This window comes from Micromonospora sp. bgisy143 (assembly GCF_057708145.1).
Map to the genome: position 1 here is coordinate 34,904 of NZ_JBYIRN010000007.1, position 15,622 is coordinate 50,525.

The window sequence follows — 15,622 nt, forward strand, 5'->3', positions numbered from 1 at the left end:
CATCGTGCCCCGCCGGTACGACAACCACGAACGTCCCACGGGAGATCGTGCCACGCTGCGTGGAAATTGCGCCTCGTGCACCTTTAATACGTTAAGTCTCACTTAACTGCTTGCTTGTGTGGCGCAACATAAAGTAACTTCACCCGCAACGCGAATCGGGTGGGGAGGGATCGGATGACCGGCGAGCCGCGACACGTCGAGCCCGGCACCGATGTGCTGATCCGCAAGGTCGACAGTCACCTCGCCGCGCTCCGGGCCGGCCTGCACGGGCCTGAGCTGGAGCTCGCCGAGCGTCTCGCCGGTTGCCTGCGGGAGTTGGTCGTCTCCACCGCCCAGGCCAGCGCCGCCGACCGTGGTCAGGTCCGGGTCGCCGTGCACTACTTCGTGCTGCGCCGCGAGAGCCGGGGCCGCTTGCTCTCGATGCGATCCCTCGCCGTCGCGGAAAGGGTCGTCGCCAAGGTTGCCCGCCAGCTCGGCCGCGTCGACCTCCTCGCGGACCTGCGCCGAGGTCACCAGGACCTCGACGACGCGCTGCCGGTGGGCGACGCCCTGCTGCGCTGACCGCCACCCGAAGCAACCGTCGCTGATCGCACATTCTGCGCTGGGTTGGGGCAATTCCGGCAAAACCGCCCATTGGGCGGTTATCTGGCGTCTGATCGCTGGAGACACCACCGCCGTACGGGTGTCGGCCACCTCGATCGGGAGCGCGAGTGCTGGTACTGCTCATCCTCCACCTGGTGGCGGCCATCGTCGCGCCGCTTCTCGTCCGGTGGTGGGGTCCGCGCGCGTGCTATCCGCTGGCGCTCGCGCCGGCCGCCGCGTTCGGCTGGGCGCTGGCCCGTACCCCGGCCGTCGGGCACGGCGGCGCGGTGGTCGAGACGTACCCGTGGATCGGACAGTTGGGCCTCGACATCGCGCTGCGCCTCACCACGCTGTCCTGGCTCATGACCCTGCTGATCGGCGGCGTCGGCGCGCTCGTGCTGGTCTACAGCGCCCGGTACTTCGACGCCCGCTCGCCCGGGATGGCCCAGTTCGCCGCCGTCCTGGTCGCTTTCGCCGGCGCGATGCTCGCCCTGGTCTTCGCCGACAACCTGCTGCTGCTCTACGTCGGCTGGGAGTTGACCACGATCTTCTCGTACCTGCTGATCGGGCACAGCACCGAACGCCGGCCCAGCCGCTGGGCGGCGGCGCAGGCGCTGACCGTCACCACGCTGGGCGGGCTCGCCATGCTGGTCGGGTTCATCCTGTTGGGCGAGCACGCCGGTAGTTACCGCTGGTCCGAGATCGCCACCCACCCGCTGCCCGCAGGCGGCTACCTCGCCACCGCGGTGCTGCTGATCCTGGCCGGAGCACTGTCCAAGTCGGCGGTGCTCCCGTTCAGCTCCTGGCTGCCGGTCGCCATGGCGGCGCCCACTCCGGTCAGCGCGTACCTGCACGCGGCCGCCATGGTCAAGGCCGGCGTCTACCTGGTCGGGCTGCTCGCGCCGGTGCTCGCCACGGTCGGCCCGTGGCGACCGGTGGTACAGGTCGCCGGGGTGGCGACCATGCTCGTCGCCGGGTGGGCGGCGCTGCGACAGCACGACCTCAAACTGCTGCTCGCGTACGGGACGGTCAGCCAGTTGGGCCTGCTGGTCGCGGTGACCGGCGCGGGCACGCCGGACGCCGCGCTGGCCGGTACGGCGATGCTGCTGGCGCACGCCCTGTTCAAGGCGGCGCTGTTCCTGGTGGTCGGCGTCATCGACCACGGCGCCGGGACCCGGGACCTGCGCGAGTTGTCCGGGCTGCGGCGCTGGTCCCGGCCGTTGTTCGGGGTCGCGGTGCTGGCGGCGGCGTCGATGGCGGGCGTACCGCCGCTCGTCGGGTTCGTCGCCAAGGAGGCGGTGTTAGCGGCGTTCACCGGCGATCCGGTGCTCCTCGCCGGCCTGGTCGCCGGGACGGTGCTCACCGTCGCGTACAGCGCCCGCTTCCTCTGGGGCGCGTTCGCCGACCGGCCGGGCGTCGAACCGGCCCCACCCGCGCCGATCGCCGCGTCGATGCTGCTGCCACCGGCCGTGCTCGCCGTCGTCGGGCTGCTGGCCGGTCCCGCCGCCGGGGTGCTGGACGGCCTGCTCAGTCCGTACGCCGAACTGCTGGGCGGCCTCCACGGGCACCTGACGCTCTGGCCCGGACCGACCGCGGCCCTCGGTCTGTCCGTGTTGGCGCTGGTCGGCGGCGGCCTGCTCTTCGCGCTGCGCGGGCCGCTCGCCCCCGCGCTGGCCCGGCTCCGCTCGCCGGTCGGTGGCGACCAGGGGTACGAGTGGGTGGTGGGCCGATTCGACCGGTTCGCGATCGCGGTCACCGGCGCGACCCAGCGCGGCTCCCTGCCGCAGTACCTCGGCATCATCCTCGTCACCCTCGTGCTGCTGCCCGGTGGGGCGATGCTCGCCGCCGCGCCGTGGCGGGCCCGGCTCCCGATCTGGGACAACCCGCTGCAACCGGTGGTCGTGGTGGTGGTTTCGGTGGCCGCGCTGCTCGCGGTCGGTGCGCGCCGGCGGTTGACCGCGATGCTGCTGGTCGGCGTCACCGGCTACGGCAGCGCCATGCTGTTCATCCTGCACGGCGCGCCGGACCTGGCGCTCACCCAGTTCCTGGTGGAGACCGCGACCATCGCGGTGTACGTGCTGGTGCTGCGTCGCCTGCCGGAGCGGTTCTCGGCCCGCCCGCTGCGCCGCAGCCGGTGGACGCGTCGGGCGATCGGCGTGGCGACGGGCGTCGTGGCGGGCGGACTCGCGCTCGTCGCGTCCGGCGCCCGCCGCGCGCCGGACATCTCCACCGTCTTCCCGGCCCTCGCCGTGGGCGAGGGGTACGGCCGCAACGTGGTCAACGTGACCCTCGTCGACATCCGGGCCTGGGACACCATGGGGGAGGTGTCGGTGCTGGTGGTGGCCGCCACCGGGGTGGCCAGCCTGATCTTCGAGCGGGGCCGCACCGGGCCGAGGCCACGCCGGCCGGAGTCCGCCGCCGTGCTCGGGACCCACCGTCCGGTCTGGTTACGGGGCGGCCCGACCCTCTACGAGGAGCGGCGTTCGATCGTGCTCGAGGTGGTCATCCGACTGATCTTCCACACGGTGGTGCTGTTCTCGCTGTTCCTGCTCTTCTCCGGGCACAACGCGCCGGGCGGTGGCTTCTCGGGCGGCCTGGTGGCCGGGCTCGCGCTGGTGGTCCGCTACCTGGCCGGCGGGAGGTACGAGCTGACCGACGCTGCCCCGGTGGGCGCCGGCCTGATCCTCGGCGCGGGGCTGGCCCTGGCGGTGGGTACCGGCGCGGTGGCGCTGCTCGCCGGTGGGTCGGTGCTGGAGAGCGCGAAACTGGACGTGTCGCTGCCGCTGGTCGGCGACGTCCACCTGGTCACGTCGCTCTTCTTCGACATCGGCGTGTACCTGATCGTGATCGGGTTGCTGCTGGACATCCTGCGCAGCCTCGGCGCCGAGGTGGACCGGCACATCGAGGCCACCGGTACGGAGAGTGGCGGCCTGTCCATCGACAAGGGCGGCCGGCAATGACGGCGGGGGGCGCCGGGCCCACGCTGGTGCTGGTGCTCGCCGTCGCGGCGCTGGTCGGCTGCGGGGTGGTGCTGCTGCTGGAGCGCAGCCTCACCCGGATCCTGCTCGGCGTGATCCTGCTCGGCAACGGCGTCAACCTGCTGATCCTGCTGGGTGGCCGATCCGGGGGCGCACCCGTCGTGGGCACCGGCCCGGTGGACCGGATGAGTGACCCGTTGGCGCAGGCGCTGGTGCTGACCGCCATCGTGATCACGTTCGGGTTCACCGCGTTCCTGCTCGCCGTGGCGTACCGGAGCTGGTATCTCACCGGCGACGACGAGGTGCCCGACGACCTGGAGGACCGGCAGATCATCCGCCGTGCGGAGCACCACGACGTGGGCGCCGCCGACCGTGGCGGGGAGGGTCCCGGAGACGACCCGGAGCAGGTCGACCCGGAGCCGGCCCGCCGTCGGCTCCGACGCGGTAAACCGGACGGCGCATCGTGAGCCGGCTCTTGCCCCTGCCGGTGGTGGTGCCGCTGCTCGGCGCGGCGCTGACCCTGCTGCTGGCCGACCGGCCCCGGGTGCAGCGTACGGTCAGCGTGCTCTGCCTGACGGTGACGTTCACCGTGGCGGTGGTGCTGCTGGTGCAGGCGTACCGGTACGGCCCGGTGGTGCTCGCGGTCGGTGGCTGGCCGCCACCGGTGGGCATCGTGCTGGTGGCCGACCAGTTGGCCGCGCTGATGCTGGTGGTGTCCTCGGCGGTGACCCTCTGCGTGCTGGTGTACTCGATCGGCCAGGGTCGCAGCGAGACCAGCGAGAGCGCGCCGGTGGTCATCTTCCACCCGACCTACCTGGTGCTCACCGCGGGCGTCACCAACGCGTTCCTGGCGGGCGACCTGTTCAACCTCTTCGTCGGCTTCGAGATCCTGCTGGCGGCCAGCTTCGTGCTGATCACGCTGGGCGGCACGGAGACGCGCATCCGCACCGGGTCGACGTACGTGGTGGTCAGCGTCCTCTCCTCGATGATCTTCCTGACCGGGGTGGGGCTGGTGTACGCGGCCACCGGCACGCTGAACATGGCGCAGCTCGCCCAGCGGCTCGACGACCTGCCGAACGACGTCCGGATGGTCCTGCAACTGGTGCTGCTGCTCGCGTTCGCGATCAAGGCCGCGGTCTTCCCACTGTCGGCCTGGCTGCCGGACAGCTACCCCACCGCTCCGGCCCCGGTCACCGCCGTGTTCGCGGGGCTGCTCACCAAGGTGGGCGTGTACGCGATCATCCGTACCGAGACGTTGCTCTTCCCGGGCGGTCAGCTCGACGGCCTGCTCATGGTCGTCGCCGGACTGACCATGGTGGTCGGCATCCTGGGCGCGGTGGCGCAGTCGGACATGAAGCGGCTCTTCTCGTTCACCCTGGTCAGCCACATCGGCTACATGATCTTCGGGGTGGCGTTGAGCACCGCGGCCGGACTCGCCGGGGCGATCTTCTACGTGGTGCACCACATCACCATCCAGACCACCCTGTTCCTGGTCGCCGGGCTGGTCGAGGAGCGCGCCGGCAGCACCGACCTGCGCCGTCTCGGCGGGCTGGCCCGGGTGGCGCCCCTGCTGGGCGTCCTCTTCTTCGTCCCGGCGATGAACCTCGCCGGGGTGCCCCCGTTCTCCGGGTTCCTAGGCAAGCTCGGCCTGCTCCAGGCCGGGGTGGCGGCCGGCGGGGCGCTGCCCGCGACGCTGGTGGCGGCCGGGACGCTCACCAGCCTGCTCACCCTCTACGTGGCCTCCCGGGTGTGGAACATCGCGTTCTGGCGGACGCCCCGGCTCGCCACCGACGAACCCGTCGTCCGGTTGCCCGCTCTGACGGTCGGGGCGACCATCGCCCTGGTGGCTCTGGGTGTGTCGCTGACCGTGCTGGCCGGTCCGCTCTTCGACGTCACCGCCGACGCGGCCACCGACCTGCTCTCGCGCACCCCGTACGTGCGGGCCGTCCTGCCCGGTGGTGTGCCGTGACGGGCCCGCGCGGCGCGCCGCCGGCGGACACCGCCCGGGAAGGTCGGCTCGGTCGGTGGCGGGACCAGACGCTGGCGCTGGGTTGGCTGGTGCTCGTCTGGAACCTGCTCTGGGGTGAGATCAACCTGGCGAACATCATCGGCGGCCTGCTGGTGGGCGGCGCGGTCCTGCTGTTCTTCCCCCTGCCGTCGGTGACCTTCGGCGGACGGCTGCGCCCGGTGGCGCTGCTGTCGTTCGCCTGTCGGTTCGTCGTCGAACTGGTCACCGCCAGCCTGCACATCGCCCGGATCGCCGTGCAGCCCGGCTACCGGCCGCGCGGCGCGATCATCGCCGTCCAGTTGCGGGTGCGTACCGACCTGAACCTGGCGCTGACCGCCGAGGCGGTCTCGCTGGTGCCCGGCACGTTGATCCTCAAGGTGGACCGCGTGCCCGGGGTGCTCTACCTGCACGTGCTGGACACCCACGGCCCGGCGGACCTGGCGCTCGCCCGGAACCGCACTCTCGAGGTCGAGCGACGCCTCGTCCGGGCGGTGGGCGGCGCGGACGAACTGCGCCTGGTGGAATCCGATGCCGCCGAGAAGGGAACCTCCTGATGATCACGTTGCTGGCCGTCGTCCTCACGGCCCTGCTGTCGGTCACCGCGCTGCTCGCGCTGATCCGGCTCTACCGGGGACCCTCGCTGCTGGACCGGGTGATCGCGGCGGACATGCTGCTCGCCACCATGGTCGGCGCGGTGGGCGCGGAGGCGGCGGTCAACCGGCACGCCACCACACTGCCCGTGCTGGTGGTGCTCTCCCTGCTCGGCTTCGTCGGCTCGGTCTCGCTGGTCCGCTTCGCCGTCCGGGAGCAGTCCTGATGGCGGGCCTGCTGGTACCGGTCGCCGACTGGCTCGGCGCGGCCTGCCTGGTCGCCGGTGCGCTGCTCGCGCTGGCCGCCGGCATCGGTGTGCTGCGGTTTCCGGACGCGCTGTCCCGGATGCACGCCGCCACCAAGCCGCAGGTGCTGGGCGTCCTCCTGCTGCTGCTGGGGATCGCGTTGCGGCTGAGGTCCCGGGCCGACCTCGGCATGATCCTGCTGGTCGCGGTCTTCCAGTTGGCGACCGCGCCGGTCGCCGCGCAGATGATCGGTCGGGCCGCCTACCGGTCCGGTCGGTTCGACCCGGGCCTGCTCGACGCCGACGAGCTGGCCGATCGGTGACCCGACCCGGCCGCCCGGACCCAGCCGGGGATGTGGTCACCGGGCGGGCCGTGCCCTCCGATTAGCACACACCCCCGTTTGATCTCTAGATGTAAACGTATCCATGCACCGACTGAACGCCTCTTGCTGCTTCGAATCGACCGCTGTGACGATGTGCGCCTCACAACGGGAGACACAAATGAAGAGACATGCGCGGGCGCGAGCCCGTGTCGCCGGCGCACTCGTCGGTGCGGTGACCCTCGGCCTGCTGGTCGGTGTGCCCTCCGGGCCTGCCGCCGCCGCCCTGCCCGAGGGTGGGATGACGGCCGCCGCGCTCAACACCGAATTCAACTCGTACGGCGACACCGGCGGCAAGTGGACGAGCGGAGACAGCACCGTCTCGATCCCCCTGCCGGACGGCCGTAACGCCTGGCTCTTCTCGGACAGCCTGATCGGCACCGTCAACGCGGACCACACTCTGCCGAAGAACACCCCGATGGTGAACAACTCGATCGTGGTGCAGGACGGATCCGACCTGGTCCAGACACTGCACGGCGGTTCGGCCGCCGCACCCGCCTCGCTCGTCCGTCCGACCGACGGCAGCGCCGACAAGTACTGGGTCGGCGACGGCACGGTCGAGAGTGGCGTGCTCCGGGTGGTCTACCAGCGGATGAAGACGACGGGCACCGGGCCGCTGGACTTCGCCCAACTGGACAGCGCCGTGGTCACCTTCGACCTGCCGGCGCTCACCGTGCGGAGCGTCGTGGACCGGGGCTACGGCAACAGGATCGCCTGGGGTTCGGCGGTGCTCGAGGACGGCGCGTTCACGTACATCTACGGGGCCGAATCCGTCGGCCAGATGCGCTTCGCCCACGTCGCCCGGGTACCGGCCGGCGGGCTCTCCGGTGCCTGGCAGTTCTGGACCGGCAGCGGCTGGTCCACGGCCCAGGGCGATTCCGCCCGGGTGCTGTCCGGAGTCGGCGCCGGTTTCGGCATGCAGAAGGTGGGCGGCAACTACGTTGTGGTCACCCAGGAGAACAACCTGACCTTCTCGGCCGACTTCGTGGCCTACACCGCCAGTTCGCCCACCGGGCCCTTCGCCGGTCCGGTGCCGTTGTTCACCGCCCCGGAACCGGCCACCATCGGGGGCAGCATCGTGTACGACTCCCGCGTGCACCCGGAGTTGGCACGCGCCGGGAAGCTGTTGGTGTCGTACAACGTCAACAGTCTCGTCGCGGACGCCGTCTACGGCGACGTGAGCACCTACCGACCCCGGTTCGTCGAGGTCGACTGGCCCCGGCCCACGCCCGATCCGACGGCGGTGCCCGCCGCGCCCACCGCCCTGACGGCGCAGGCCGACAGTAGCGGCGCCGTCAGCCTGCGCTGGCAGGCGCCCGCAGGCACCGGCCTGACGTACGAGGTCCACCAGCGGGACGTGACGGCGGGGCAGACCCACTTCGCGCGGGTCTCCACCGGGATCACCGGAACCTCCACCGAGCTGAGTGTGTTCTACGAGACCGGCCACGCCTACGAGTTCCGGGTCGCGGCCCGCAACACCGCCGGGGCCGGACCGCTCTCCGCCACCGCCACGGTGACCGTCACCGTCGGAGTGCCCACGGCGCCGACCGGTCTGGTGGCGACCGCCGCCGACGGCGGTGTCGTCACGCTCAACTGGAACGCCGTTCCGAACGTCTGGCGCTACGAGGTCTACCGGCGTGACGTCACCGCCGGCGAGACCGAGGCCAGCCGGCAGTGGGACTCGTCCCCGCAGGACACCACCCTGTCGATGAACGGCCTGGAGAACGGCCATCAGTACGCGTTCCAGGTGGTGGCCGTGCACGGCGGCGGCGAGTCGCCACGGTCGGTCGAGGTGACCGCGACAGCGTTCTACAGCAGACCACCGACACCCACCGGGCTGACCGCCACCGCCCAGACCACCGGCGACATCAAACTCCAGTGGACGCACGCCAACAGCACCGACTGGTTCTACGTCTACCAACGCGACGTGACCGCCGGCGAGACCGACTTCACCAGGCTGGAGTGGCCGGTCGACACCTGCTGCACGATGACCGCGGGGGGCCTGGAGAACGGGCACACCTACGAGTACAAGGTCACCGCCCTCGGCAAGGGCGGCGAGTCGGCGCAGTCCGGCGCGGCGACGGCGACCGTGCAGCGACCCCTTCCGGCCACCCCCACCGCCCTGGTCGCGGCCGCGCAGCCGGACGGCAGCATCAAGCTCACCTGGCAGCAGTCGCAGCCCGAGGTCTGGTTCCAGGTGTACCAGCGCGACGTCACGGCCGGCGAGACGGACTTCACCAGGCTGGAGTGGCCGGTCGACACCTGCTGCACGATGACCGCCGGCGGTCTGGTCGACGGGCACACCTACGAGTACAAGGTCAGCGCGCTCGGTGCTGCCGGTGAGTCACCGACGTCCGCCGTCGCCTCCGCGACCGCGGACGTCGCAGCGCCCGCCGCCCCGACCAATCTGCGGGTCACGGCCGGAAACGGCCAGGCGGTGTTGACCTGGGACGGTGTCGCCGACAACTGGCACCTGGTGTACATGCGGGACGTGACCGCCGGCGAGACGGTGTTCAACCAGCTCGACTTCCCGGTCACCACCTGTTGCACGATGACGGCCGGTTATCTCACCAACGGCCATCGCTACGAGTTCAAGGTGACCGCCAGCGGGTCGGGCGGGGAGAGCACGGCGAGCAACGTCGTCGCGGTGACGCCGACGGCCCCGCTGCCAGCGGCCCCCAGCGCACTGACCGCGACGGCCCAGGCCGACGGCACCATCAAGCTGGCCTGGACGGCTCCCGGCCCGGATCTCTGGTACCAGGTCTACCAGCGGGACGTCACCGCCGGGGACGCCGCCTTCACCAAGCTCGCCACCCCGGTCACCAGTTGCTGCACGATGACGGCCGGATACCTCACCAACGGCCACTCGTACGAGTACAAGATCGCCGCGATCAACTCCGGTGGTGAGGGCCCCACCGGAAACGTGGTGTCCGCGACGAGCAGCCAGCCCCGTCCGGCCGCACCGACCAACCTGCGCGGTCAACCGGCCGGGTCCGGCACCATCGAGCTGAACTGGGACGCGCCGGCGCCCGGCCTTCTCTACTGGGTCTACCAGCGCGATGTCACCGCGGGCCAGGCGACGTTCACCAAGTCCTCGCTGCCCAGCAGCACGACCTCGGCGACCCGGGGATATCTGGCCGACGGCCATGTCTACGAGTTCAAGGTGACCGGTGAGAGCCAGGGCGGGGAGGGTGTCGCCTCGGCGACCGTCCGGGTCACCGCCGTGGGCGGGGTGCCTCAGGCGCCGAGTGGGCTGACGGCCACCGCCGGCGACGGCAAGGTGGTCCTCAACTGGACGGCCAGCCCGACCGGCGGTTCCTGGTACCAGGTCTATCTGCGCAACGCGAGCGCCAACCAGTCGTGGCAGAAGGTGAGCACCCCGGTCACCACCTGCTGCACCATGACCGCCGGTTACCTCACCAACGGCGACGTCTACGAGTTCAAGGTCACCACCATCAACGGCGGCGGGGAGTCCACGCCGACGTCGGTGGCCAGCGCCAAGCCCCTGCCACCGGTACCGGCCGCCCCGTCCGGCCTGACCGCCACCTCGGGGGACGGGAAGGTCGTCCTGAACTGGACGGCGAGCCCGACCGGCGGCGTCTACTACGACGTCTACCTCCGCGACGCGACAGCGGGGCAGTCCTGGCAGAAGGTCGTGCTGCCGGCGACCTGCTGCACGATGACCGCCGGCTACCTCACCAACGGCCACCGCTACGAGTTCCGGGTGGCGGCCAGCAACATGGCCGGTCAGTCGGCGACCAGCAACGTCGCGGCGGCGACCCCCCTTCCGCCGTTTCCCCAGGCGCCGTCCGGCCTGACCGCCAGTGCCGGCGACGGCAAGGTGACGCTGCGATGGACGGCCAGCTCCACGGCGAAGGTGTACTACCTCGTGGAGTACCGGGCCTCCGGCGCGGCGAACTGGACCCGGCTCAAGTTGCCGGTCACCCAGTGCTGCACCTTCGTGGCCGGCTACCTGGCCAACGGCACGACCTACGACTTCTGGGTACGTGCCACGAACCAGGCGGGGGACAGTTCCCCGAGCAACACCGCGTCGGCCCGGCCCATGCCGCCGATCCCGCAGGCGCCGTCCGGGCTGAGTGCGGCGGCCGGGAACGGCAAGGTGACGTTGACGTGGAGCAGGAGTTCGACGCCGAACGTCTACTACCTGGTCGAGTACAAGACCAGCACGGCGTCGACCTGGACCAGGGTCAAGGTGCCGATCACGTCGTGCTGCACCTTCGTGGCCGGTTACCTGGGCAACGGCACCACGTACAACTTCCGGGTGCGGGCGACGAACATGTCCGGTGACAGCACGCCGAGCAACGTCGCCTCGGCCAAACCCATGCCGCCCGTGCCCACGCGCGTGTCGTCGCTCACCGCCAGCTCCAACGGGGTCAGCCAGGTGAACCTGAGCTGGACCAGGAGCAGCACCGCCGGTGTGTACTACTGGATGGAGTACCGGACCGCCGGGGATTGGCACTGGATCCGTCTGCCACTGCCTGCCACGGGCACCTCCGCCTCCCTGAAGTACGGATTCTCGGACGGCGAATTGCACGAGTTCCGGGTGGTCGCCTTCAACATGTCCGGGGAGAGCGCCGACTCGCCGATCGCCGAGACGGTCGTCCAACGGTCCGAGTACGCGAGGATCCGGGGCGGAAACAACCTCAACGGCAGTAACCTCATCGCCACCCGGGTGTTGGGGGGCGGCAGCTGGTGTGACCCGGGCTTCGGCTCGCGGGTGTGCTACGGCACCTCCCCGGCAGGAGATCAGCCGGCAACCGTCGGAGATTACTTCTTCTACGGTGGCAGCGAGAGTTCGTACCGGGCCCGCCTGCGGTGCGAGGCGTACAAGCGGGCGAACATCCGCTTCGGCTACGGACGGACCTCTGCCGACATCAGGGGCCCGGATCTCCCACGGCACGAGGTGATCCATTCCGACGCGTATGCCCGATACCCGTCCGCGGCGAACTTCCTGGCGGACTACGGAATCCAGTCGGCCTACTCGAAACTGACGACCGGGAACCCCTACGAGGCGAACAGGTTCGAGAAGGAGGCCAACCTCTACTGGGGCGGATACTTCGTCTTCGATACGGGGCGCCGCTACGGCGGCACCTCCGAGTGCAACTGGTTGTACTGACCCAGCACCGACCAGGCAGCCGGTCCCGGACTCCGTCCGGGGCCGGCTGCCCGCATCGCGACCATCTCTCAGCGGTCCTCCAGCCGGGGCGGATAAAATGACGGCATGATCGACTCCTCTGCCCAGGAGGGCAGCAGTAGCCAGCCGGGTCGTGCCCGGCATATCCCCGTCCCGACGACCCCGGGAGCCCTGAGCGTCCCGTGTTGATCGTCGTCGGTCTTCTTCTCATCATCGTGCTCACCGCCGCCACCGGTTACTTCGTGGCGCAGGAGTTCGGCTACGTCGCCGTGGACCGGGGCAAGCTGCGTCAGCTCGCCGACGACGGCGACCAGGCCGCCGCCCGGGCCCTCACCGTCACCAGCCGGCTCTCCTTCATGCTCTCCGGCGCACAACTCGGCATCACCGTCACCGCGCTGCTGGTCGGTTACGTCGCCGAGCCGTACCTCGGTGGCGGCCTCGCCGACCTGCTCGGCGTCGCGGGCGTCAGCGAGTCCGTGAGCCTGCCGCTGTCGGTGGCGCTGGCCCTGATCATCGCGACCATCGTGCAGATGGTCCTCGGCGAGCTGGCGCCCAAGAACCTCGCCATCGCCCGGGCCGAACCGCTGGCCCGCGCGCTGAGTCGGTCCACGCTCGTCTACCTGGCCATCGCCGGTCCGGTGATCCGGCTCTTCGACCGCGCGTCGATCCGGCTGCTGCGCCGGGTCGGCATCGAGCCGATCGAGGAACTGCCCAGCGGCGCGACCCCCGCCGACCTGGAACAGATCATCGCCGAGTCGCGCGAGGAGGGCAGCCTGGACGCCGAGATGTCCACGCTGCTCGACCGGGGGCTCGACTTCCGGGAACTGACCGCCGGCGAGGCCATGGTGCCCCGCGTCGACGTGCACACCGTCCGGGCCCACGAGCCGGTGAGCCGGGTGGTCGAGCTGCTGGACACCGGCCACTCCCGCTTCCCGGTGCGCGGCGCCGAGGGCGTCGACGACCTGCTCGGCATCGTGGGCATCGCCGACGTGCTGGGCGTACCGCCCGCCGAGCGGGCCACCACCCCGGTCAGCGCGGTGGCGGGGCCGCCGCTGCTCGTACCGGAGACCCTGCCGCTGCCCACGGTGCTGGACCGGCTGCGCTCCGGGCACCGGCAGATGGCCTGCGTGGTCGACGAGTACGGCGGCTTCGCCGGCGTGATCACCCTGGAGGACATCGCCGAGGAGCTGGTCGGCCCGATCCGGGACGAGGACGACCCGCCGGAGCGGGCGCCCGCCCGCCAGGACGACGGCTCCTGGGTGGTGCCGGCCCGCTGGCGGATCGACGAGGTCGCCGACAGCACCGGCATCGCGCTGCCCGAGGCGCCCGAGTACGACACCCTCTCCGGGCTGGTCATGCGGGAGCTGGGCCGGGTGCCGGAGGTCGGCGACCGGCTGGAGATCAGCCTGCTGCCCGAGGGCGTCGAGGCCGACGAGGACGAGGCGGAGCCCCGCGCGCTGGTCGAGGTGCTGGCCGTGGACCGGCACGTCGCCGACTCGGTACGGCTGCAACTCACCGACCGTGGCGAGCGGCGCGAGGTGTCCGCATGAGCCCCGGCATAGCGTTGATCAGCTCCGGCGTCCTGCTGGGGTTGAACGGGTTCTTCGTGGCCGCCGAGTTCGCGCTGGTGGCCAGCAAGCGGTACCGGCTGGAGCAGGCTGCGGCCAGTGGTGGCCGGGCGGCCCGGGCCGCGCTGGACGGCGTCCGCGAGCTGTCGCTGATGCTGGCCGGGGCGCAGCTCGGCATCACCCTGTGCACCCTGGGCCTCGGCGCGCTGGCCGAGCCGGCGATCGAGCACCTGGTGAGCCCGCTGCTGCACGCGGTGGGGTTGCCCGACGCGGCCAGCCACGTCATCGCCCTGGTCTTCGCTCTCGGGTTGGTGACCTTCCTGCACCTGGTGGTGGGGGAGATGGCCCCGAAGTCGTGGGCGATCACCGACGCCGAGCGGTCGGCGACGCTGCTCGCGCTGCCGTTCCGGGCCTTCGCCCGGGTGTCCCGGCCGGTGCTGTCCGCGTTGAACGCGCTGGCCAACTCGATCCTGCGCCTGGTCGGCGTCCACCAGCAGGACCAGTTGGCCCAGGTGCACGGCCCGGACGAGCTGCGGATCCTGCTGGAGCAGTCCCGTGAGCACGGGCTGCTCGGCGCGGAGCAGCACCAACTGCTCACCAGCATGCTGGAGTTGCAGGGCACGTCGGTGGCGCAGGTGATGGAGCCGTTCGCCACCATGGTCACCGTCCGGCGCGACGACCCGGCCGAGCGGATCGAGCAGGTCAGCCGAGACAGCGGCCGGTCGCGGCTGGCGGTGCTGGACTCCGGCGGCGACGTCTGCGGCCTGGTGCACGTCCGGGAGGCGGTACGGGTGGTCACCACCGGCCGGGCCGCCACCGCCGGGGAGCTGATGACGCCGGCGTTCACCCTGCCGGCGACGTCCACGGTCACCGAGGCGGTGGCCGAGATGCGCGCCCGGCAGTCGCAGCTCGCGCTGGTCCGCAACGGCGGCGGTCCGGCCCGCCCGATCGGCTTCGTCGCGCTGGAGGACCTGCTGGAGGAGGTCATCGGCGAGTTCGACGACGAGACCGACACGGTGCCGCGCGGCCGGCGGCTCCGCTAGGAGACCGCACTTTCCGGAAGTTCCGGGTGATCCCCCGCCAGGTCGGCGAGAGTTGAGGTGACCTGGCGGGGGGCGCACGATGCGGTTGACGGGGGTGTCTCGGGAGTCCGGCTGGACCGGGCTGTCCGTGCAGACCACACTTCCGAACCCGAGCACCCGTCCGGGCCTGCGCCTGCCCGGGCGGGTGACCCTCGCCGCCGGCCCGGACGACGTGCTCGTCCGCCACATCCGGCTCGGCCTGGTCACCACGGTCGAGCCGGACGATCCGGCGGCCCCACGACGCCTCATGCAGTTCTTCCAGCTGCCGATCGCCGGGCGGTTCGTGGTCCCGGCGGGCCGTCGTCGGGCGGTCGACTTCGCGTTGCCGCTGCCCTGGGAGACCCCGGTGACCACCTTCGGCGGGGTGCCGCTGCTGAGCCTGCGGATGGGTCTGCGGACCGAGGTGTCCGTCGACCCGGACCTGGACCAGGGGGCCATGGTGCCGGTCTTCGTGCACCCGGTCCCCACCCAGCAGCACGTACTGGCCGCGTTGGACACGCTGGGCTTCTCGATCCGCCAGGCGGGGCTGGTCGAGGGCGGCCTGCCCGGGGTGCAGCACGCTCTACCGCTGCACCAGCGGTGGGGCTACTGGGTCGGACCGCTCTACGCCGGCCCGATCACCGAGCTGGAACTGATCTTCGTGACCAACTCGGCCGGCCTCGAGGTGATCACCTGGATGGACCGGCGGCTGGCCCTGGCCGGCATCACCCACCAGAGCATCAGCCGGTTCCGCATCTGGCACGCCGACGCCGGACAGCGGGACTGGGTGGCCACCGTTGACGGCTGGCTGCGCCACGCCATCAACCGCCACGCCGCAGCTGCCGCCCACGCCGACTGGTCGGCGCAGATCGGCCATTCCGCCCACGTCAGCCGCCATCCCGACACGCCCATCAAGCCCGGCTACGGCCTGGGCGGCACAGCGGGAGGCGCCGGTGTCGGCGGCGGCTCCGGCGGCGACGGCACGTAACCCCGCACCCCGCGCCCCCGCGCGCCCCCCGCGCGCCGCGCGCCGCGCCCCCCCCGCGCCCCGCGCC

At 71.5% G+C, this 15,622-nt stretch carries 11 protein-coding genes; all 11 read left to right on the forward strand.

Annotated features, from left to right (window positions below; genetic code table 11):
- Positions 1 to 174 precede the first annotated feature (174 nt).
- The 11 genes from AC3EN4_RS11470 (at position 175) to AC3EN4_RS11520 (ending at position 15,555) form a co-directional block, all read left to right on the forward strand.
- On the forward strand, positions 175 to 561 hold the full coding sequence (locus AC3EN4_RS11470; protein WP_422738880.1) for a hypothetical protein: 387 nt from the start codon (positions 175 to 177) through the stop codon (positions 559 to 561).
- A gap of 149 nt (positions 562 to 710) precedes the next feature.
- Positions 711 to 3,542 carry a Na+/H+ antiporter subunit A gene (locus AC3EN4_RS11475; RefSeq protein ID WP_435205911.1) on the forward strand — a complete coding sequence of 944 codons (2,832 nt, stop codon included), beginning with the start codon at positions 711 to 713 and terminating at the stop codon, positions 3,540 to 3,542.
- Complete coding sequence (locus AC3EN4_RS11480; RefSeq protein WP_435205912.1) at positions 3,539 to 4,027, forward strand: Na(+)/H(+) antiporter subunit C; 489 nt, start codon at positions 3,539 to 3,541, stop codon at positions 4,025 to 4,027. Before AC3EN4_RS11475 ends, AC3EN4_RS11480 begins: the two co-directional genes overlap by 4 nt.
- The gene (locus AC3EN4_RS11485; RefSeq protein ID WP_435205913.1) at positions 4,024 to 5,529 is read left to right on the forward strand and encodes a Na+/H+ antiporter subunit D; all 1,506 of its coding nucleotides are present in this window, start codon (positions 4,024 to 4,026) and stop codon (positions 5,527 to 5,529) included. The genes AC3EN4_RS11480 and AC3EN4_RS11485 overlap by 4 nt, the downstream gene beginning before the upstream one ends.
- Positions 5,526 to 6,122 (forward strand): Na+/H+ antiporter subunit E, encoded by a 597-nt coding sequence (locus AC3EN4_RS11490; protein ID WP_435205914.1) that lies wholly within the window; start codon positions 5,526 to 5,528, stop codon positions 6,120 to 6,122. Before AC3EN4_RS11485 ends, AC3EN4_RS11490 begins: the two co-directional genes overlap by 4 nt.
- The gene (locus tag AC3EN4_RS11495; RefSeq protein WP_422738885.1) at positions 6,122 to 6,385 is read left to right on the forward strand and encodes an MrpF/PhaF family protein; all 264 of its coding nucleotides are present in this window, start codon (positions 6,122 to 6,124) and stop codon (positions 6,383 to 6,385) included. The genes AC3EN4_RS11490 and AC3EN4_RS11495 overlap by 1 nt, the downstream gene beginning before the upstream one ends.
- Positions 6,385 to 6,726, forward strand: a complete 342-nt coding sequence (gene mnhG, locus AC3EN4_RS11500; protein ID WP_435205916.1) for a monovalent cation/H(+) antiporter subunit G — start codon at positions 6,385 to 6,387, stop codon at positions 6,724 to 6,726. The genes AC3EN4_RS11495 and mnhG overlap by 1 nt, the downstream gene beginning before the upstream one ends.
- 178 nt (positions 6,727 to 6,904) lie before the next feature.
- A complete protein-coding gene (locus tag AC3EN4_RS11505) occupies positions 6,905 to 11,920 on the forward strand; it encodes a DUF5005 domain-containing protein (RefSeq protein ID WP_435205917.1) in 5,016 nt (1,671 codons plus the stop codon).
- Between the two features lie 200 nt (positions 11,921 to 12,120).
- Positions 12,121 to 13,488 (forward strand): hemolysin family protein, encoded by a 1,368-nt coding sequence (locus AC3EN4_RS11510; protein ID WP_435205918.1) that lies wholly within the window; start codon positions 12,121 to 12,123, stop codon positions 13,486 to 13,488.
- Positions 13,485 to 14,549: a hemolysin family protein gene (locus AC3EN4_RS11515; protein WP_435205919.1), complete on the forward strand. Its 1,065-nt coding sequence runs from the start codon at positions 13,485 to 13,487 to the stop codon at positions 14,547 to 14,549. Before AC3EN4_RS11510 ends, AC3EN4_RS11515 begins: the two co-directional genes overlap by 4 nt.
- Positions 14,550 to 14,628: 79 nt before the next feature.
- A complete protein-coding gene (locus AC3EN4_RS11520) occupies positions 14,629 to 15,555 on the forward strand; it encodes a sporulation protein (RefSeq protein ID WP_435205920.1) in 927 nt (308 codons plus the stop codon).
- Positions 15,556 to 15,622 lie beyond the last annotated feature (67 nt).

Excerpts from the sequence above, each read along its gene's own strand:
- AC3EN4_RS11515 (WP_435205919.1), top strand. The coding sequence starts at position 13,485 with ATGAGCCCCGGCATAGCGTTGATCAGCTCCGGCGTCCTGCTGGGGTTG.
- AC3EN4_RS11480 (WP_435205912.1), top strand. The coding sequence starts at position 3,539 with ATGACGGCGGGGGGCGCCGGGCCCACGCTGGTGCTGGTGCTCGCCGTC.
- AC3EN4_RS11470 (WP_422738880.1), top strand. The coding sequence starts at position 175 with ATGACCGGCGAGCCGCGACACGTCGAGCCCGGCACCGATGTGCTGATC.
- mnhG (WP_435205916.1), top strand. The coding sequence starts at position 6,385 with ATGGCGGGCCTGCTGGTACCGGTCGCCGACTGGCTCGGCGCGGCCTGC.
- AC3EN4_RS11505 (WP_435205917.1), top strand. The coding sequence starts at position 6,905 with ATGAAGAGACATGCGCGGGCGCGAGCCCGTGTCGCCGGCGCACTCGTC.
- AC3EN4_RS11495 (WP_422738885.1), top strand. The coding sequence starts at position 6,122 with ATGATCACGTTGCTGGCCGTCGTCCTCACGGCCCTGCTGTCGGTCACC.
- AC3EN4_RS11520 (WP_435205920.1), top strand. The coding sequence starts at position 14,629 with ATGCGGTTGACGGGGGTGTCTCGGGAGTCCGGCTGGACCGGGCTGTCC.